Origin of the sequence: Entomoplasma ellychniae, from assembly GCF_002930155.1 — a bacterium.
GTDB classification, from domain to species: domain Bacteria; phylum Bacillota_I; class Bacilli_A; order Mycoplasmatales; family Mycoplasmataceae; genus Entomoplasma; species Entomoplasma ellychniae.
Genome location: NZ_PHND01000001.1, coordinates 37,449 through 54,472, shown reverse-complemented (window position 1 = coordinate 54,472; position 17,024 = coordinate 37,449). Strand labels below are relative to the sequence as shown.

Annotated in this window: 19 protein-coding genes, 1 tRNA gene and 2 riboswitches; of the genes, 7 read left to right on the top strand and 13 right to left on the bottom strand. The window is 27.3% G+C overall.

Going from position 1 to position 17,024, the window contains the following annotated elements:
- Positions 1-317: 317 nt before the first annotated feature.
- From EELLY_RS00225 to EELLY_RS00165, 13 genes are all read right to left on the bottom strand, one after another.
- On the bottom strand, positions 318-1,799 hold the full coding sequence (locus tag EELLY_RS00225; protein WP_104205526.1) for an NCS2 family permease: 1,482 nt from the start codon (positions 1,797-1,799) through the stop codon (positions 318-320).
- A 22-nt stretch (positions 1,800-1,821) separates the two neighbouring features.
- Positions 1,822-1,918, bottom strand: a riboswitch (purine riboswitch).
- Positions 1,919-1,979: 61 nt separating this feature from the next.
- On the bottom strand, positions 1,980-2,711 hold the full coding sequence (gene nadE, locus EELLY_RS00220) for an NAD(+) synthase (protein WP_104205525.1): 732 nt from the start codon (positions 2,709-2,711) through the stop codon (positions 1,980-1,982).
- A 36-nt stretch (positions 2,712-2,747) separates the two neighbouring features.
- The gene (obgE, locus tag EELLY_RS00215; protein ID WP_104205524.1) at positions 2,748-4,046 is read right to left on the bottom strand and encodes a GTPase ObgE; all 1,299 of its coding nucleotides are present in this window, start codon (positions 4,044-4,046) and stop codon (positions 2,748-2,750) included.
- 11 nt (positions 4,047-4,057) lie between these two features.
- Entirely contained in the window at positions 4,058-4,360 is a 303-nt protein-coding gene (locus EELLY_RS00210) for a hypothetical protein (RefSeq protein ID WP_104205523.1), read from the bottom strand.
- Complete coding sequence (locus EELLY_RS00205) at positions 4,353-5,087, bottom strand: hypothetical protein (protein ID WP_104205522.1); 735 nt, start codon at positions 5,085-5,087, stop codon at positions 4,353-4,355. Before EELLY_RS00205 ends, EELLY_RS00210 begins: the two co-directional genes overlap by 8 nt.
- A gap of 53 nt (positions 5,088-5,140) precedes the next feature.
- Positions 5,141-5,217 (bottom strand) — tRNA-Arg (locus EELLY_RS00200).
- Between the two features lie 70 nt (positions 5,218-5,287).
- Positions 5,288-5,581: a hypothetical protein gene (locus EELLY_RS00195; RefSeq protein ID WP_104205521.1), complete on the bottom strand. Its 294-nt coding sequence runs from the start codon at positions 5,579-5,581 to the stop codon at positions 5,288-5,290.
- Positions 5,582-5,603: 22 nt separating this feature from the next.
- The gene (gene nrdE, locus EELLY_RS00190) at positions 5,604-7,769 is read right to left on the bottom strand and encodes a class 1b ribonucleoside-diphosphate reductase subunit alpha (protein ID WP_104205520.1); all 2,166 of its coding nucleotides are present in this window, start codon (positions 7,767-7,769) and stop codon (positions 5,604-5,606) included.
- 2 nt (positions 7,770-7,771) lie between these two features.
- Positions 7,772-8,227, bottom strand: a complete 456-nt coding sequence (nrdI, locus tag EELLY_RS00185; RefSeq protein WP_104205519.1) for a class Ib ribonucleoside-diphosphate reductase assembly flavoprotein NrdI — start codon at positions 8,225-8,227, stop codon at positions 7,772-7,774.
- 2 nt (positions 8,228-8,229) lie between these two features.
- Positions 8,230-9,252 carry a class 1b ribonucleoside-diphosphate reductase subunit beta gene (nrdF, locus tag EELLY_RS00180; protein WP_104205518.1) on the bottom strand — a complete coding sequence of 341 codons (1,023 nt, stop codon included), beginning with the start codon at positions 9,250-9,252 and terminating at the stop codon, positions 8,230-8,232.
- Between the two features lie 125 nt (positions 9,253-9,377).
- Positions 9,378-9,441: riboswitch (nucleoside riboswitch) on the bottom strand.
- Between the two features lie 87 nt (positions 9,442-9,528).
- A complete protein-coding gene (locus tag EELLY_RS00175) occupies positions 9,529-11,106 on the bottom strand; it encodes a hypothetical protein (RefSeq protein WP_104205517.1) in 1,578 nt (525 codons plus the stop codon).
- A gap of 14 nt (positions 11,107-11,120) precedes the next feature.
- The gene (gene trmFO, locus EELLY_RS00170; protein WP_104205516.1) at positions 11,121-12,470 is read right to left on the bottom strand and encodes a methylenetetrahydrofolate--tRNA-(uracil(54)-C(5))-methyltransferase (FADH(2)-oxidizing) TrmFO; all 1,350 of its coding nucleotides are present in this window, start codon (positions 12,468-12,470) and stop codon (positions 11,121-11,123) included.
- 1 nt (position 12,471) lies between these two features.
- Positions 12,472-14,061, bottom strand: a complete 1,590-nt coding sequence (locus tag EELLY_RS00165; protein WP_104205515.1) for an ABC transporter ATP-binding protein — start codon at positions 14,059-14,061, stop codon at positions 12,472-12,474.
- A gap of 359 nt (positions 14,062-14,420) precedes the next feature.
- Here EELLY_RS00165 and EELLY_RS00160 point away from each other — a divergent pair, with 359 nt between their 5' ends.
- Genes EELLY_RS00160 through EELLY_RS04100 form a run of 7 tightly spaced genes read left to right on the top strand, consistent with a single transcriptional unit; the run spans position 14,421 to position 16,853 of the window.
- On the top strand, positions 14,421-14,771 hold the full coding sequence (locus EELLY_RS00160) for a hypothetical protein (RefSeq protein WP_104205514.1): 351 nt from the start codon (positions 14,421-14,423) through the stop codon (positions 14,769-14,771).
- Complete coding sequence (locus tag EELLY_RS00155) at positions 14,772-15,056, top strand: hypothetical protein (protein WP_104205513.1); 285 nt, start codon at positions 14,772-14,774, stop codon at positions 15,054-15,056.
- Positions 15,057-15,058: 2 nt separating this feature from the next.
- Positions 15,059-15,433 (top strand): ASCH domain-containing protein, encoded by a 375-nt coding sequence (locus tag EELLY_RS00150; protein WP_104205512.1) that lies wholly within the window; start codon positions 15,059-15,061, stop codon positions 15,431-15,433.
- A 38-nt stretch (positions 15,434-15,471) separates the two neighbouring features.
- Entirely contained in the window at positions 15,472-15,633 is a 162-nt protein-coding gene (locus EELLY_RS04150) for a hypothetical protein (protein ID WP_181021025.1), read from the top strand.
- A 22-nt stretch (positions 15,634-15,655) separates the two neighbouring features.
- Positions 15,656-16,207, top strand: coding sequence for a hypothetical protein (locus tag EELLY_RS00145; protein WP_104205511.1), 552 nt, complete (start codon positions 15,656-15,658; stop codon positions 16,205-16,207).
- 11 nt (positions 16,208-16,218) lie between these two features.
- Entirely contained in the window at positions 16,219-16,668 is a 450-nt protein-coding gene (locus EELLY_RS00140) for a single-stranded DNA-binding protein (protein WP_104205510.1), read from the top strand.
- Between the two features lie 26 nt (positions 16,669-16,694).
- Positions 16,695-16,853: a TRASH domain-containing protein gene (locus EELLY_RS04100; protein WP_146063613.1), complete on the top strand. Its 159-nt coding sequence runs from the start codon at positions 16,695-16,697 to the stop codon at positions 16,851-16,853.
- The last annotated feature ends 171 nt before the right edge of the window (positions 16,854-17,024 follow it).

Below are 17,024 nucleotides of genomic sequence, written 5' to 3'. Positions count from 1 at the left end.
AACCATTTCACTATTTATAAAAAGTTCAGATATCTTAGCTAACATGTCTTACAAAATGTGAAATAAAAAGCAAATAAATTATCTGTATTTAGCGCAAAAAATATATTTTTTGAAAACAAATAAAAATAAAAAAACATATTTGGATAAAAATCACAAAATTTTTATGTAATAATATTGAGATTGTTATATGCGATCACTCTAAGGCTTAGGATTCAAGTGAAAAACTTGTATTTCAAGAATGCACGTGGTTAAAGTGAGTTCACTCAGCAATAAAAAAAGCCTTTTTATAACTGGCTTTTTTTATTTAATATTTGTGTTTAATTTATTTGTATAAAGGCAAGACCTATAAAATAAATTATAAAAGTAACGTCAAGAACTCAAACAGTTATAGAAACTTCTTTAGTTCTACCTGTTGATATTAATCCAACAGTATAGAATATAAAAGCAAAAGCAATTCCATTTGCAATATTAAATGTTGTTATCATAAATAATATTCCAAATACACCTGCAAGCGCAAACTCGGGTTTTTCTCATTCAATTTCTCTAATTGAATTAATCATCAATACACCTATAAATGCTGCTGCAGCACCAGTTACACATGATGGCACCATTTTAAAAATTGGATAAAGAGGAATGGCTATTAAAAATAGTAATGCTGTAATTATATTAGCAAAACCTGATTTAGCTCCTTGTGAAACACCAACAGCACTTTCAATAAAAGATCCTACATGTGAAGTTCCAATTCCTCCACCAACAACTCCTGAAGCTGCATCTAAAATAAGAGCTGAATTAGGGATTTTATATTCTTTATTATTAATTACTTCTACTTGTTTTGCAATTGTTGTAATAGTGGCTGTTGCATCAAAAAAGTTTAACATAGCTAATATAACTATAGATAAGTAAAATGTTGGATTACTTCAAATTTCATTATTTCCCATTTGGTTATATGCATTTTTGATATTTGACCCAAAACCATTGAATAAAACAATGAAATCTCATTTTAAATTTTTAATATTAGCAGAACCAAACGATTTTTCAAAAGCTTCACTTTTTAAAGTTGAGCCTAATATAACAGATACCACCAACCCACACAAAATCATAATGGCAATTGGGGCTATATTACCTTTTTTATATAAAATAATTGATCCAATTAAAACAATTAATCCTATTATCATAGCTGGATAATAAGTTAATATATGACCCATCTCAGCTACTGGTAATCCGCCTTCAACTTTAAAGAACCCCATACTGTTAAAACCAACATAAGCAATAAAGAATCCAACACCAACACCAATTATTAATTTAAGTGATTCTGGCATAGACCCCACTATTATTTTTCTAACAGGTGTGATTGCAATTAAAGTAAAAAATGCAGATGATAACATAACACATAGCATAGCTCCTTCAAATCCTAAACCAGCTCCTGCAACATTGTATGTAAACATTGCATTTAGTCCCATGCTTGGTGCTAAAGCTATTGGGGCTCTTGATCATAATGCTTGAGTCATAGTGGCTAAAAAAACTACTAAAGCCGTTGCTAAAAATATACCATCAAAATTCATATTAGATTCACCTTCTACTATTGAAGGTGAACTTTTTAAAATATTTGGCTCAACTGATAAAATATAAACCATTGCTAAAAATGTACTAACACCACCAATAATTTCTTTTTTAAAAGTGGTTTGAAGATCATTAAACTTAAAAAATCTAGCAATGGGATTATTAGAAATTTTTGTTTCTTCTTTTTGAGCTTTGGATTTTACTTCAAATTCTAATTCTTGGTCTAATGAATTATTCATTATTCTCTCCTTTTTGTTTTTATAAAGTTATAACAGTACTTATAGAGGTTAAATAGGTTTAACCGTAGAAACACCAACCCTTTATGTCGGCTTATACAAATAATGTTAACTATATATCATTTATTATAAATAAATAAAATAAAAAAACAACCTAAGTTTTACAAACTCAAATTGCTAACTTTACCTTTTAAATTCCAAAGGAGCAACAGCACCTTTTCTTTTATGATCACTTATTTTGTGTAAATGATCAATTTTTGTTTTCACTTCTGGTTTAACTTCTAATCCAATTAAATAATCATCTAATATATCATATGAAAAACCAAGTTCGCTTTCGTCAGTTTGACCTTCTCACAAACTTGCTGTTGGGGGTCTTTTAATAATTGAATCAGGAACATTCAATATTTTAGCTGCTTGTCTAACTTCTCTTTTTAGTAAGTGTACTAATGGAACCATATCAACCCCACCATCACCAAACTTAGTAAAATATCCAATATGTCATTCATCTTTATTATCAGTTCCTAAAACTAAATAGTTATTAGTTTGTGCTACTGTATACAATGTTGTCATTCTTAATCTTGCTTTTGCATTTGCTTTAGCTAATTTATGATTTGGGGTATTTGAAGCATCAATTGCACCACAAAAGGTGAAATAAGTTGGTTTTAAATCAACTTCAATTGATTTAAAACCACATTGTTCTATTAACTCTTGTTTACATTTAAAATCTTCATCGCTTGACTCTATTGGCATTCAAACTGTTTGATAGTTATTTGGAAATGCTTTTTTAGCCAAACATGCAACAACTGCAGAATCAATTCCACCACTAATTCCAACAACAACACCGTCCAGATTTGCTTTTTTAACTTCTTGTTGAATTCATTCAACTAAGTAATCTAAATATTTGTTTAAACTCATACACACTTTTTCCTTTGTAAGTTTATAATACTACTTTTAATCCATTCATTCAAGTTCATAGTCAATTACTTTAACAATATCTTTTCCTTGAACTCCACGCTCACGTAACATATTGTAAACACCTGTTTTTTTTAACTTTTCATTAAATAGCAACAAGTTGTCATCAGTTGATATTGGGAATTTTTGAAATATCTTATATATAGTATCCCCTTTAACTTCTCATCTTCCATTGCCTTTATTAACGATTTGGATATCTTCTGGAACTTCTTCAAGTTTATAAACCTTAACACCGTCATATATATCTTTTTCCACTTCTCATAATGGAATGTATTTTGCTGTTTTTAATTCTTCTGTAATCATTATTAATAACTCTTGGGTATTTTCTTTTTTAATACCTGCTGTGAAAACTACTTTTTTATCTTTAAAAAATTCTTTTATTGAGTCATCCATAGCATTAATCTTTGCTTCATCAGTGTCCATTTTATTAAGAACAATAATTTCAGGTCTTTTATCTAATTTATAATTATATCGTTTTAATTCATTTCTAATTAATTCATAATTTTTGATTATGTCTTCTTGGCCATAATTTCCGCTCATATCAATTATGTGACAAATAACCCTACATCTTTCAATATGTTTTAAGAATTGATGACCAAGTCCTTTCCCAAGACTAGCACCATCAATTAAACCTGGAAGATCAGCTACTATAAATGTTTCACCATTTACAGCTTTAGCTACACCTAATTGCGGATTTAATGTTGTAAAAGCATAATCTGCTACTTCTGGTTTAGAATTTGATATTGCTCTTAGCATTGTTGATTTACCAGCATTTGGCAATCCAACAAAACCAACATCAGCTAAAACTTTAAGTTCTGCTTTTACATAAAAATGTTCTCCTGGTTCTCCAGCTTCAAATATTGTTGGGGCTTTGTTTCTAGAATTTGCAAATCTTGCATTTCCTTTTCCACCTTTACCCCCCTTGGCAACAAGAACTTGTTTTTTTTCTTCGTCTAAATCAGCTAATATTTCACCTGTTTTTTCATTAATTAAAAGTGTCCCAATTGGAACTCTAATAATAGTGTCTTTACCTTGCGCACCATGCATATTTTTGATATCGCCTTTTTCACCATCTTTTGCAACAATCATTTTTTGCAATTTTAGATCAAGTAATGAGTGTTTACCACCATCAGCTAAAAATAAAACAGAACCACCGTTTCCACCATCTCCACCATTAGGGCCACCATTTGCAACATAAAGTTCATGACGAAAACTGACAGCGCCATTACCACCATCACCTGCCCTTATTTTAAATTTGGCTGTATCAATAAATTTCATAACAACCCTTTCTAGATCATTTCATTTCAACAGGTTTCACAAATAAATGTTGGTTTTTGAAACTCAAAGTTTTTGTCTTCAAATGTTTGTCACTCTTTAATTTGTTGATTAAATAATTTTTCTGTTTCTTGTTCATTTAACTCTTTGTTTTTTTCTTTTAAAAGTTTTCCAAAAGGAATTGGGTGATTTTTAAGTACTTGAAAAATTTCACCATCATAACATAATGAACACCCAATTCCAAAAACCTGAATCATTACATCATTATAATCATCAAACACTTCATAATTATTTTTATCAAAAATAAGTTTAGACATTTTGTTTTAGCTCCATTAAAATTTGTTTGCATATTTCTTCATTATAATTAAACCATTTTTTTACATAACTAACTTGTTTTTCACCTTCAAGCATCTCAATAGACAATAAAATTAACGCTGCAGCTTTTTCATTAGCATTTTCACGTTTAAAAATTGGAAAATTATTTAAGTAATAATTTATGTTTAAAAATTTAGCATCATGTGCTATACCAGGATTTTCATTTTCAACTGAGTTATAAATTAATTTATCTATTTCATTAATAAATTCAAAGTCTTCTTCAAATTCAACTTTACTTGGGTTTATAATAATTTTTTCTTGATTAAATATAAACTCTAAACTTTGATTTATTTCTTGAAGTTTTAAATTGTAAATAATTAAAGTTTTTATTGAATTTTCTAATTGAATAAAATTTAATATTTCTTTAATTTCTTTTAAGTATTCTCTTAAATTTATTTTAGATAAGAAATTTGTTGCAATAATTTGTTGCTCTTTATCTGAAGAACTCAACAATTCAAACAAGTATTTAGGATCAATACTTTGACTTTTTTCTGTTTTTAAATTAATTGCAGAATGGACTTCTTTTTTTAAATTAATTAATTGAATTTCTATATCATTTGGGATATATGGCATAGAAAGTTCTACATTGATTTTTAATAGTGCTTCAGATTCTTTTTTTTCTTGAATAAGTTTTTCTATCTCAGCAATAGTTTCGTTATAATAGCTCATTTGGCACCTCTTTAATAAAAAATCATGCAGTGCATGATTTGAGTAATTTCTAGTGGTACCCACGAGAAGGCTCGAACTTCCGACCTCACGCTTAGAAGGCGCGTGCTCTATCCTACTGAGCTACATGGGCATAAAAAATAGTCACTATATTAATATAACATTTTTTTGTTAAAAATGTCAATCATGTGACTATATTATTTCTATTGTTTATCTATGACTGATTCTTTTTCTTTAACTTCATTTTCGTCATTTAAAACTTCTGCTAGTAAAAGCAATATTCCAGAGATAACATTTGCAAATATTAAAGTACAAATTGAAAATACTATAAATGATTTTTCTTCGCCTTTTTCTAATTGCTTAATAATTCTATTGTTAACTACAGTCATTGGTATCATTCAAAACAATGGAATTATAAGTCATCCTATTAATATTGTAGTTATTATCATAAATACAAAAGATATTTTTGCCAATTTTATTCTATCTTGATTTTTCATTTTTTCATTTCCTATCTTTTAGTTATATTGTACATGAATCACATTCATAATTTTCAGTATAATCTAAAACATCTTGTCTAATACGAATATAGTAAATTGAAGCACATTTTTTCTTAAACGCATAAATATAAGCCTTATTTAAGTCACGCGTTGTAACTTGATCAGTCATAAATAAAGTTAATGATATAGCTTGATCAACATGTTGTTGAGCAGCAGCTACAATATCAATAATTGGGTAAGGGCCCATTTCATATGCACCAATTGCATAATATGACATATTTTCTTGATTAATTTTGTAAGCAGGCACATAAACTCTTCCTAGTTTTCCTTCTTTTCTAACTTCAACAGCAGAAACAATCGGTTGTAAACTTGGAGTACATGATGATAAGTAACTAATTGATCCAGTGGGAGCAACAGCCATTAAATGTGAATTAGCCATTCCATCCTTTTTAATTAATTCAACCAATTGTTTTCAATCTTGTTGAGTAGGGATTTTTACATTATATTGTGCAAACAGTTCTTTAACTTTTTCAGTCTCTGGTTTTCACTTATCATTTGCACATTTTGTATATTTATCAAAATATGCACCAGTTGCAAATGTAGTTTTTTCAAAATCAACAAATGCCCCAAATTCTAATGCTAACTCATGAGAAGTTTTAAAAGCATGATAAGCCATTACATAAAAGAAAATATTTGTAAAATCAACAGCTTCTGGTGAATTGTATCAAACAAAATTTGTTGCTAAAAATCCATGAAGATTCATTGCTCCTAAACCAACAGCATGATTTTTTTTGTTACCTTGTTCAACTGATGGTGCACTTGATAAATCACTCGTTCTTGAAACAAGATCTAATGCTTTAACAGAGCTATTAATAACTTCACCAAAATCTTCTCCCGCTTCCATAACTTTTGCTATATTTAAACTACCTAAATTACAACAAATGTCGTCTCCTTTTGAAACATATGATAGATCATCATTATATGTTGATGGTGTGCTTACTTGTGCTATTTCACTACATAAGTTACTCATAACAATTCTTCCGATTGCAGCATGTGCGTTATTATTATTTACAGTGTCATCAAATAGTATATAAGGATAACCACTTTCAAAATGCAATTCAGCAATAGTTAAAAATAATTTTCTTGCGCTAATAAAAGTTTTTTTAATATTGTCATTTTTTAGCATATTGTTATATTCTTTAGTAACTGAAATATCTGAAAATGCTTTACCATAAACTTTTTCAACATCATAAGGACTAAATAATGCCATTTCTTCATTTTTTTGAGCAAGCTCAAAAGTTATGTCGGGAATTACTAAACCTAAAGATAGTGATTTAATTCTAATTTTTTCATCAGCATTTTCTCTTTTAGTATCTAAAAAAGTTAATACATCAGGGTGATGAGCATTAATGTAAACAGCTCCTGCACCTTGTCTTTGACCTAATTGATTAGCATATGAAAATGAATCTTCTAAAATTTTCATAATTGGCACAACGCCTGTTGCTTGGTTTTCGATTTTTTTAATTGGTGCTCCTAATTCTCTAACATTTGTTAGACACAAAGCAACACCCCCGCCTCTTTTTGATAACTGTAAAGAAGTTGTTACAGCTCTACAAATTGATTCCATATTATCTTCTACTCTTAATAAATAACATGAAACATATTCTCCTCTTTGTTTTTTACCAGCATTTAAATATGTTGGTGTAGCTGGTTGAAAACGCCCTAAAACTAATTGTTTTAAAGTTTTTTTAGCTAATGCAAAATTACCATTTGCTAAAAATAAAGCATTCATTAAAGATCTATCTTCAATATTTTCTAAATATTGATTTCCATCAAAAGTTTTTAGAGCATAAGAATTATAAAACTTCAAAGCACCCATAAAACTTGTATATTCTCTTTTATATCCATATGCTTGATCTGTTAACTCTTCAATTTGTTCAATTGTGTACTTATTAATTATTTCAGCATCATAGTAATCGTTTTTAATCAAGTATTCAATTCTTTCTTTTACTGAACTAAATTTCATTAGTCTTGGCTCAACATGATGTTTTAAATAAGATTTTGCAGCGTCTATATCAAAAGCATAATTATCAACTGTTGTATCCATTAATCTAGTTCTAGCATTTAAAGAAATGTATTCATCTGATTCGCTTGTACCTGTTAACGTGTTTATTTTTTTTTCTTCCATTTTTATTTTCCTCAAAATCTTTCTAGTATTTCTTGTATTTGTTTAATTTCCTCAAAAGTACCTAATAATTCAAACTGAAATAATAAAGGAACTTGTAATTTTTTAGATAATATTGGTCCAGCGATTGCAAAAGAATCACCAAAATTTGTATTTCCTGATGCAATAACTCCTCTACAATATTTTCTGTTATCAGGGTCATTTAAAAATTGAATGACTTGTTTTGGTACTGCACCACTTGCAGCATCATCGCCCCCACTATAAGTTGGGGTGATTAAAACATAATCACTATTCACACTTATTTTTTCTTCTAATTCGTAAGGAATTCTTGAATTTAAAAAGTTAAGCTTTTGAATAAATCTATGAGTATTATTTGACTTTGACGAAAAGTAAACAACATGTATTTCCCCTGCGGGTTTAACTACATCTTTGTCTGTAACTTTAATAACATCTAAGTGCATAATTAAAATTCTCAGTCTTCATCTTCTGTTTCTTCAGAAACTCCCATAACATATGAAGAACCATTTCCGGAAAAGAAATCATGATTTTCATCTGCTCTTGCAGATAATTGATTAAATATTTCAGGTTCAATTTTAGTTTCTTCTAATGTAAAAGGAGATTCATAACCTAAGTTTTGTAAAAACTTACCAGCATTATAAACACTAAATCTAATTGCGTCTTCTGCTATTCCAAAACCATCATATAATTCATATAAATACGCTTTTTCTAAATCTATTAGTTCGTAAAGTAAATCAAATACAAATGTTTTCATTTCTTCTTGTTTTTCTTTAGAAAGTTTAGCCACTTTTTGTTGATACTTATATCCACTATAGTAATTATGAATAACTTTATCTCGCAGTATAAGTCTAATAATATCTGATGTATTTGGCATCTTAGCTCTTGCAGATAAATAGAAGGGTAAATAAAAACCGCCATATAAAAGAAAACCTGGCATTAAAGCTGCAGCGACTTTTGACTTTAATGGGTCATCATTTAAGTAATAAGGTATTAATACTTTTGCTCTATTTTGTAAAGATTCACAATTAATAACTCATTCATGGGCTTCTTCTATTTGTTCTGATGAACATAATGTTGAAAATATTGAACCATATGATCTAGCGTGAACTGCAACCATAAAAGCAAAGTTAGCATAAACTACTTGTTCATGATCTGTTAATGAATTAGGAATTTGTGCTGTGTCTCCAATTGTTGCTTGAATAGTGTCTAACAAGGTTAAACCTGTATAAGTTCTTGTTACTAACTCTTGTCATTTTGCATCCATTGTTCTTCATGAAGTTAAGTCATTTGAAACTGGAACTTTTTCAGGTAATCAAAAGTTCTGAGTTGCTCTGTTTCATATTTCCAAGTCTTTTTCATCATTGATAACATTTCAATTAACAGAACGCAATTTTCCGTTAAATTTATTATAAGCAAACTCTAATGGAGACAATGAATCCTGATAATATTGATTTTTTATTTTTGCCATATATTTATTTTTCCCTTCTTACAAATTTATTTTAATACTATGTAGAAACTCATTGTAAGAAAAAAACTTTTTAAATACCAATTTTTGGCATAAAAAAAGAAACTTTCAATAAAAATTTTTAGATACCTTATAGTCCCGGAATTGGTTCTGGGGCGGGGTCAATAACCCATTATGTTATCCTGTATAAGTTTCTTCATATATTAAGTTGTATCTTTATCATAATGAAGTTTTTTTAAAAAAACCACACATTATTTAAAAAAAATATTTTTTTAAAAATTAACTAAAATTTTGCAGTTTATTAATTACACCCAAAGTGTCTAAAACTAAGTTTTTGTTTTTTAATTTTTTGTATTGTATTAATAATTTTGCAACTTTTGACTCTATTTGTTCAATATCTTTTGATTGAAAAAGATTCATATTTTTTTTATATGGACCAAATGACAACAAATAGTAAATTATTATTTCTGAAATAGAGTAATTAAAAGCTTTAGGAGCTTTGTAATCAATGCATATAAGTAAAGTAATAGTTCTAAGCATGATTGTAATTTGAAGCGCTCTATCAGCTAATTCTTCAAATCTTTGAGATTTTTGAATAGCTCTTTCAAAATATTTATGATCGAGATTTATTTCTGAAAAGGTTAAAGGTTTTATCAAAACTTTATATTTATTTTTGTTAAATTCAAACATTTTTAAGGTTTCAACTAGACCAATATACTTGAAATTTATCATTTCAGTTGATATAACTTCATTTTTTGACTTATTTTTCATAATAAAATCTATGTAATCAAAAATATATCTAACTCTTCATATAAACTCTGCTAACTTATCTTCTTTATATTTAAGTTTTTTGTAATCTTTGAATTTTGAAATATGAGACAAAGTTCATTTAAAATTGTAATCTTTATAATTAATAGGAAATAAAGCTTGTCAATTTTCATTTTCGTCTTTTTTGAAAATTACAGATCTTTCTTCTTTTGATATTGGTAAAAATAATTTTAAATAATTTTCTAGTTTTTCATAAACTTCATCACCATCAGCTATAAAAGAAATATTGTAAATTTCCTCTTTTAAAAAAATTGTAGTTAGTCTTGACAAGTCATGAATTAATTTAAATCTTTTATTAACATCATGCAATTCTCATTTTTCCTTTGAAAAATTTATTAAAAATAAATTTCAGTCCTCATCTTTTTTAATGTTAATCAACTGGGGTAATATTCATTTTTTTTCTTCTTGAGATAAACTTCTTCCACTTTTAAATGCAAATGCTAAATTTTCTTTACTAAATATTTTTTTAATTTTATTAATCATGTTTTTTGTGTCAAAAATATCAATCATTACACAAGTTGTTAAAAAAGGGTAAACAACAGAGTGATATTTTATGTTATTTTCTTTTTTGAAATTTAAGTCGTATTGAAACCTTAAAGACAAAGAGGTTAGAGAAGAAAATAGTCAATAGTAGTTATTAATGTAATTTTCATTCTTTTCAATCCAAGACGTTTTGTTTATGTGTACAAGTATCAACTTTGTAGTTATTTCTTTAATAAGTTGTATATCTTTTTCGTCTTTTGTATTAAACTTAGATAATTTTATATTGCTATTATTTTTTTGTTGAAATAAATTTTCATAGTTAACTGTTAAATAATCAGCAAATTGGTTGTAGTATTCTGGATTTATAGTTGAAATAGGTTTATTTTTTCATAACTTATACTGAAAAATAGCAAAATATGCTATTTCATAAACTTCATTTATTTTTTGTTTATTATCAATAGTTAGTTTTCTTAATGAAAATGATGAGTCTTTTTTTAAATACTCATCAAAGTATGCTCAAAACACTGTATCTAAACGACTTTGCATAGTTCTCCTTTGATTTATATTTTGTACTCTTTTATAAACTCTTTAATTTCATTTATGGCTTTTTCAGATCTCATAAGAGATTTAGTTTTTTGAATTTCTTGTTTAGTAATTTTATTAACTGGTTTTGAATACGTTACATCTTCTACAATCCCTCAATTTGCCTTCATTGGTTGAAAGTTTGTTTGCGAAGCATTATGAATATAATTTAATAGTGCACCTGTTACTGAGGAAGATTGTGGGTTAATTAAAGTCTTATTATTTATCATTTTAAAAACATGCAACGATGTTATTAAACCAGTTACACACGATTCAACATAACCTTCTACACCAATTATTTGGCCTGCAAAAAATATCTTATTATTAGATTTTAATTGTAAAAAATTATTTAATAATTTAGGTGTATTAATAAAATTATTTTTATGCATAACACCATATCTTATAAAATTAGCTTTTTCTAATCCTGGTATTAATGTAAAAATTCTTTTTTGTTCACCTCATTTTAAGTTAGTTTGAAATCCAACAATATTATAAAGTTCATCATTTGCATCATCTTGTCTTAATTGAACTACAGCGTGATTTCTAGTTCCATTGGGTTTATTTAAACCTTTTGGTTTCATTGGTCCAAATAGTAATGTTTGAGTCCCTCTTTTAGCAATAGCTTCAACAGGCATACACCCTTCAAAATACTTTAATTCTGCTTCTCCTGGTAAATGACCAATAGCAACTTCTCCATTAACAAGTTCTTTATAAAATAAATTATATTCATCTTCGTTCATTGGGCAATTAATATAATCCTTTGTTTCACCTTTATCATACCTATTTTTTGCATATGCAATGTCCATATTAATAGATTTTTTTGTAATTATGGGTGCCACAGCATCATAAAAATAAAAGTCGTCGCTTTCCATAAGTTTAATCAATTCTTCTTGCAATGATTCAGTAGTTAAAGGTCCTGAACAAATTATGGTAATTTCATCTTTTGGTATATTGATAAATTCTTGATTTATGATTTCAATAAATTCATTGTTTTCAAGCTCTTTGGTTACAAGTTGCGAAAAAATTTCTCTATCAACAGCCAAACTCCCCCCAGCTGGTACACTTGCTTTTTCCGCTAGTCTTAATATAAAAGAATCTAATAATCTCATTTCTTCTTTTAGAGTTCCAACTGCATTAGTTAACTCATTACTTCTAAGTGAATTTGAACAAACTAGCTCGGCAAAACCATCAAGTTTTTGAACAGGATTTTTCTTGACTCTTTTAACTTCGTAAAGTTTAACCTTAATTTTTCTTTTGGATAATTGGTAGGCAGCTTCGCAACCAGCCATACCAGCTCCAATTATGTTGACATGTTTTATATTACTCATTTTAACCCATCAAACCAGCTTCATAAAGTTTTTTAAATCTTCCAGGTTTTTCAATTAATTCTTCAAAAGTACCTATTTGCAATATTCCTTTACCATTTGCCCCTAATACTATAATCTGATCAACATTTTTAATAGTTGAAAGCCTATGTGCTATGGTTACGCTGGTTCTTCCTTGCATTAATTGATCAAGCTCTTTTTGAATTTCTTTTTCAACAATGTTATCTAATGCTGAAGTTGCTTCATCAAGTATTAATAAATCTGGATTTTTTAAAAAAACTCTTGCAATAACTAGCCTTTGTTTTTGTCCTCCAGATAATAAAAAACCTCTTTGACCAAGAATTGTGTCATAACCATCTTTTAGCGAAATAATAAAATCATGTAAATTTGCTTTTTTAGTTGCTCTGATAACTTCTTCATCAGTAGCATCGAATTTTGCATATCTTATATTTTCTCAAAAATCTCCAAAAACAATTTGTGGTTCTTGCTCTACATAACCAACTCTACTTAAATAAGATGGTAAATTCATATCATGTAAATCATGTGATTCAGTTTTTGTTTTACCTTCACCAATATCAAACTTACCTGTTATCATAATTTTACCTTCAGTTGGTTCATAGAATTTTAATAACAATTTTGCTATTGTAGATTTACCAGAACCAGTTTCACCAACAAATGCATATGATTTTCCTTTTTCAAAAGTGATAGAAGTTTTAGGTAAAATTATTTTATCTGGTTTTTTTGGATAAGCAAATTTAATACCTTCTAAAGTTATTGATTCTATTTTTTTTATTTCAGCTTCTTCATAGTTTGAAAATATTGTAGGCACTGGTTCTGTTAGCTCTGAAATTCTTTGAGCTGCATTTTGAGCTCTTGTTGCAGATCTTAAAGTAGGCACAAGCATTCCTACAGCTCCAAGTAAAAAAGATAACAAAATATTAACCAAAATAATATCTGTTGAAACTTTAGCAACTTGTGCTTGATTAGCATTTTGCAAAACTATAATAATAGCAACAGCTATAATGTAAATTGATGACATTAATGAAATTGATGTTGATATAAATGAATTTAAAATTGAAGATCATGTTATTGATGGATCTCCGGCTCTGTTATAAATTTCGTTCATATCTTCTATTCTTTTTATTTCATATTTTTCTAAGCCTGAAGATTTAATTAAAGATATATTGGAAACTCTATCAGTCATATCTTCATCAACATCCCTTTTTTTATCAAATGCTAATATTAATTTTCTTCTTGACTTAATGAATAACATAAATGCTATTCCAATAACTAAAAATAAATATATTCCACTAAATAGAGCCACAGTTACCATGTTAGATAAAAGCATTATTGATATTGCTGTAATACAACCTGTTAAAAAATAAATTATATTGGTAACAAATTGTTGTACACCAAAAGCTAAAGATTGAGTATCACCAACTAATCTTGTTAATATATTTCCTGATACTGTTTCAAAAAAGAAGTCTACATCTTGATTAACTAATTTAATTAATATGTTTTGTCTTTCTTGAATTTCTAATTTAAGTGAAAATAAACCAATGGTTCAGTTAACTAGGTATTCAGTTATTAACATTAGCACTAATAGCACCAAAGTCAAATAAAATCATGAAGTTCATTTAATTAAGGGCGTATAACAAGGTTGTAGGGTCAACAAAAGCGATTATAATCGCTTTTTTTATTTCTTTGTTACAAATTTTGGATAGCAGCATCTGAGGAACGGTTAAGTTGTGTGAGGAAGTGTACAACACATACCAGAAGTTGAGCCCATGTTCTTTGAAAATTAAATATTCATTGGTTTGGGTTCAGTTATCTATATATCTTATATCTATATATCTTATATCTATATATCTTATATATATCAAATTTAGAAAAATAGAAACCATAAAGAACAAAATGAACAAATCAAAAAAAACTCGAAAGGAAGAGAGATTAATGAAAAAAGAAATAAAAGTTAATTTAACTTTAAAAAATATTATTATTGAACAAATAATTTATTCAGATTCAATTCAAAATGCAAATTCTTCTTGGATAAAAGTGAAAATCAGGATACAAGATAATGATTTAAAAATAAATTATTTTTGAGCACATTCGTACAACAGAGATACAATAAATAAGATTTTTGAATTTCACAAAGAAGCTACTAGAGATAAGAGATTAATTATATTAGATATCTTTTTAAACATTTGACCGACAAAAAACAACAGAAATACTCCAGAATATGACAACACATATAAGTGATATTTATCAGACGTTATTAAAAGTGAAAATCAGGAGGAAAAATAAATGGAATGAAAATATTACGAATACCTTAAGACTTTAGATTTCAAATATGGAGAAGACATAATAAAGAAATCTATTTTACAAATAGTTGATGATAATAATCAAAAACTAATTAATAGAAGTTTTAAGTGATCAAATCAAACAAAACTTAAACACGACGATTATTGAATTCTAAATCAGGTTATCAAAAATGAAAAATATAACGTTAAAGAAGTGTTAGATACTTATCAAAGAATTATTAAAAATAAAGTTAAAAGATTAAAAAAAATGAATAATAAAGTTGATTAAACATGAAAAATATAATATTGCCAATTAATCCAACTTATTCAAAAAAAATTATCAATAAAACTAAACTATTTGAATATAGAACAAGAATGCCTTCGACAAAAATAAAATATATTTACATTTATGCAACAAAACCGATTTGTAAAATAATAGCTAAAGTAGAAGTTATAGAATTAATTTCTTTTACTCCAAATGAACTATGAAAAATAACTAAAAATGAATCAGGGATAACAAAAGAATATTTTGATAATTATTTCAAAGGTAAAAATATTGCTCATGCTTATAGATTAGGTAATATACATAAATTTTTGAAACCTAAAAATCTTAAAGAGTTTGGAATCAACTTTATACCACAATCATTTGTCTACACTGATTATTAAAAATAAAGTTAAAAGATTAAAAAAGGAGAATAAAAGTAATGAAACCAATTCAAGTGAATGAAATAGATTATTGTAAAAATTGTAAACAAGAAGTAGAAGATGATGCTAAGTTCTTGTTAGAAAATGAACAATGATTAGAATTCTATTGTATAGAATGTTACGAAGATCGTTTAGAAGAATGAATAAAATCAAAAAATTAAAAACTCGAAAGGAAAACTTATTATGTCAGAAAAATGAAACTCTTTTGAAATATTTGACTACTTAACAAATAAAATTGAAATTTTTGCAAAAGAAAGAGCAATTTTGGAAATTGAATGTTATAAAAATAACAAAATTGGTTATGCAGGCCCACCACAACAAATTTATCAAACTTGAGATATTGACACCATAAACACAGTCAAAGAAGAACTAAATAAAGAAGATAACTCACATTCTTTAAACGAATATTTAGAAATACTTATCAACAACACAGAAAAAGAACAAATCACTTCTTGATTTGTTGAAAAATTCTGTGATTTAACAAATAAAAAATTAGATGATTTTGCTAGAACTGGTTTAACTAATGAATATGAAATTTATGATTATGATACAAAAAATAAAATTGAATTAACTAAAAATGGAAATAGACCAAGTGATGGATGAGATTTATTATCTGATCAAGAATATATAAAGCAACTTGAGCATGGAATTAAATTGAATCAAGAATCCTTAAATCATCCTAAAAATAAACAAAATGAACAAAATGAACAAATCAAAAAAACATTGAAAAGATAGGAAATAACAAAATGAACTCAGTGAACATTATCGGAAGAATAACCAAAGATTTAGAATTAAAATCAACTAGTAATGGTCAAGGTAGATTTGTTTCTTTTACAGTTGCTGTGAGTGAATATTCACAACAAAAAGAAATAACAAACTTTATTCCTTGTTTTGCATTTGAAAGAACTGCAGAAAACATGGTTAAATTTCTTTCAAAAGGAAGCTTAGTTTCTGTATCTGGAAGAATAAGTGTTCGTACAAGTCAAAAAGATGGAAAATATGAAACCATTACAACAATAACTGCTGACCGTGTAAACTTTTTAGGATCTTCAAAAAATAATGAAAATACAGAAGATCAACCTTCTGTAAATGAATCAGATATTATTTTAGAATCACCTGTATTAGCAACTTCTAGCGCAGGCGCTATTCAAGATGAAGTTATTTTAAGTGATGATGAGTCAACATTATGAGATTAAAAAATTAAAAACTCGAAAGGAATAGTATGTCAGATACTGAAAAAATAATAATTTGTGATCAATGTGGCAAAGAAAAAAGAGTAAATAAACCTTCAGTTTGAACAATAAACAACAATGTGTATTACTTCTGCACTAAAACTTGCAACACTAATTGAATTGTAGAAATATTTGAAAATGATGATTAATAAAAGCGTTAACCAAAATGAAAGAAATACCAAGCAAAACATTAAACCTTTAAACCTTTTAACAAAAGAAAAGTTTATTAAGCATATAGATTATATAATTTAAAACTTAATAAATTCCCGAAAGAAAGAGGGACATTCACAAATTGTGAGTGTTCTCTCTTTTTTATTTTA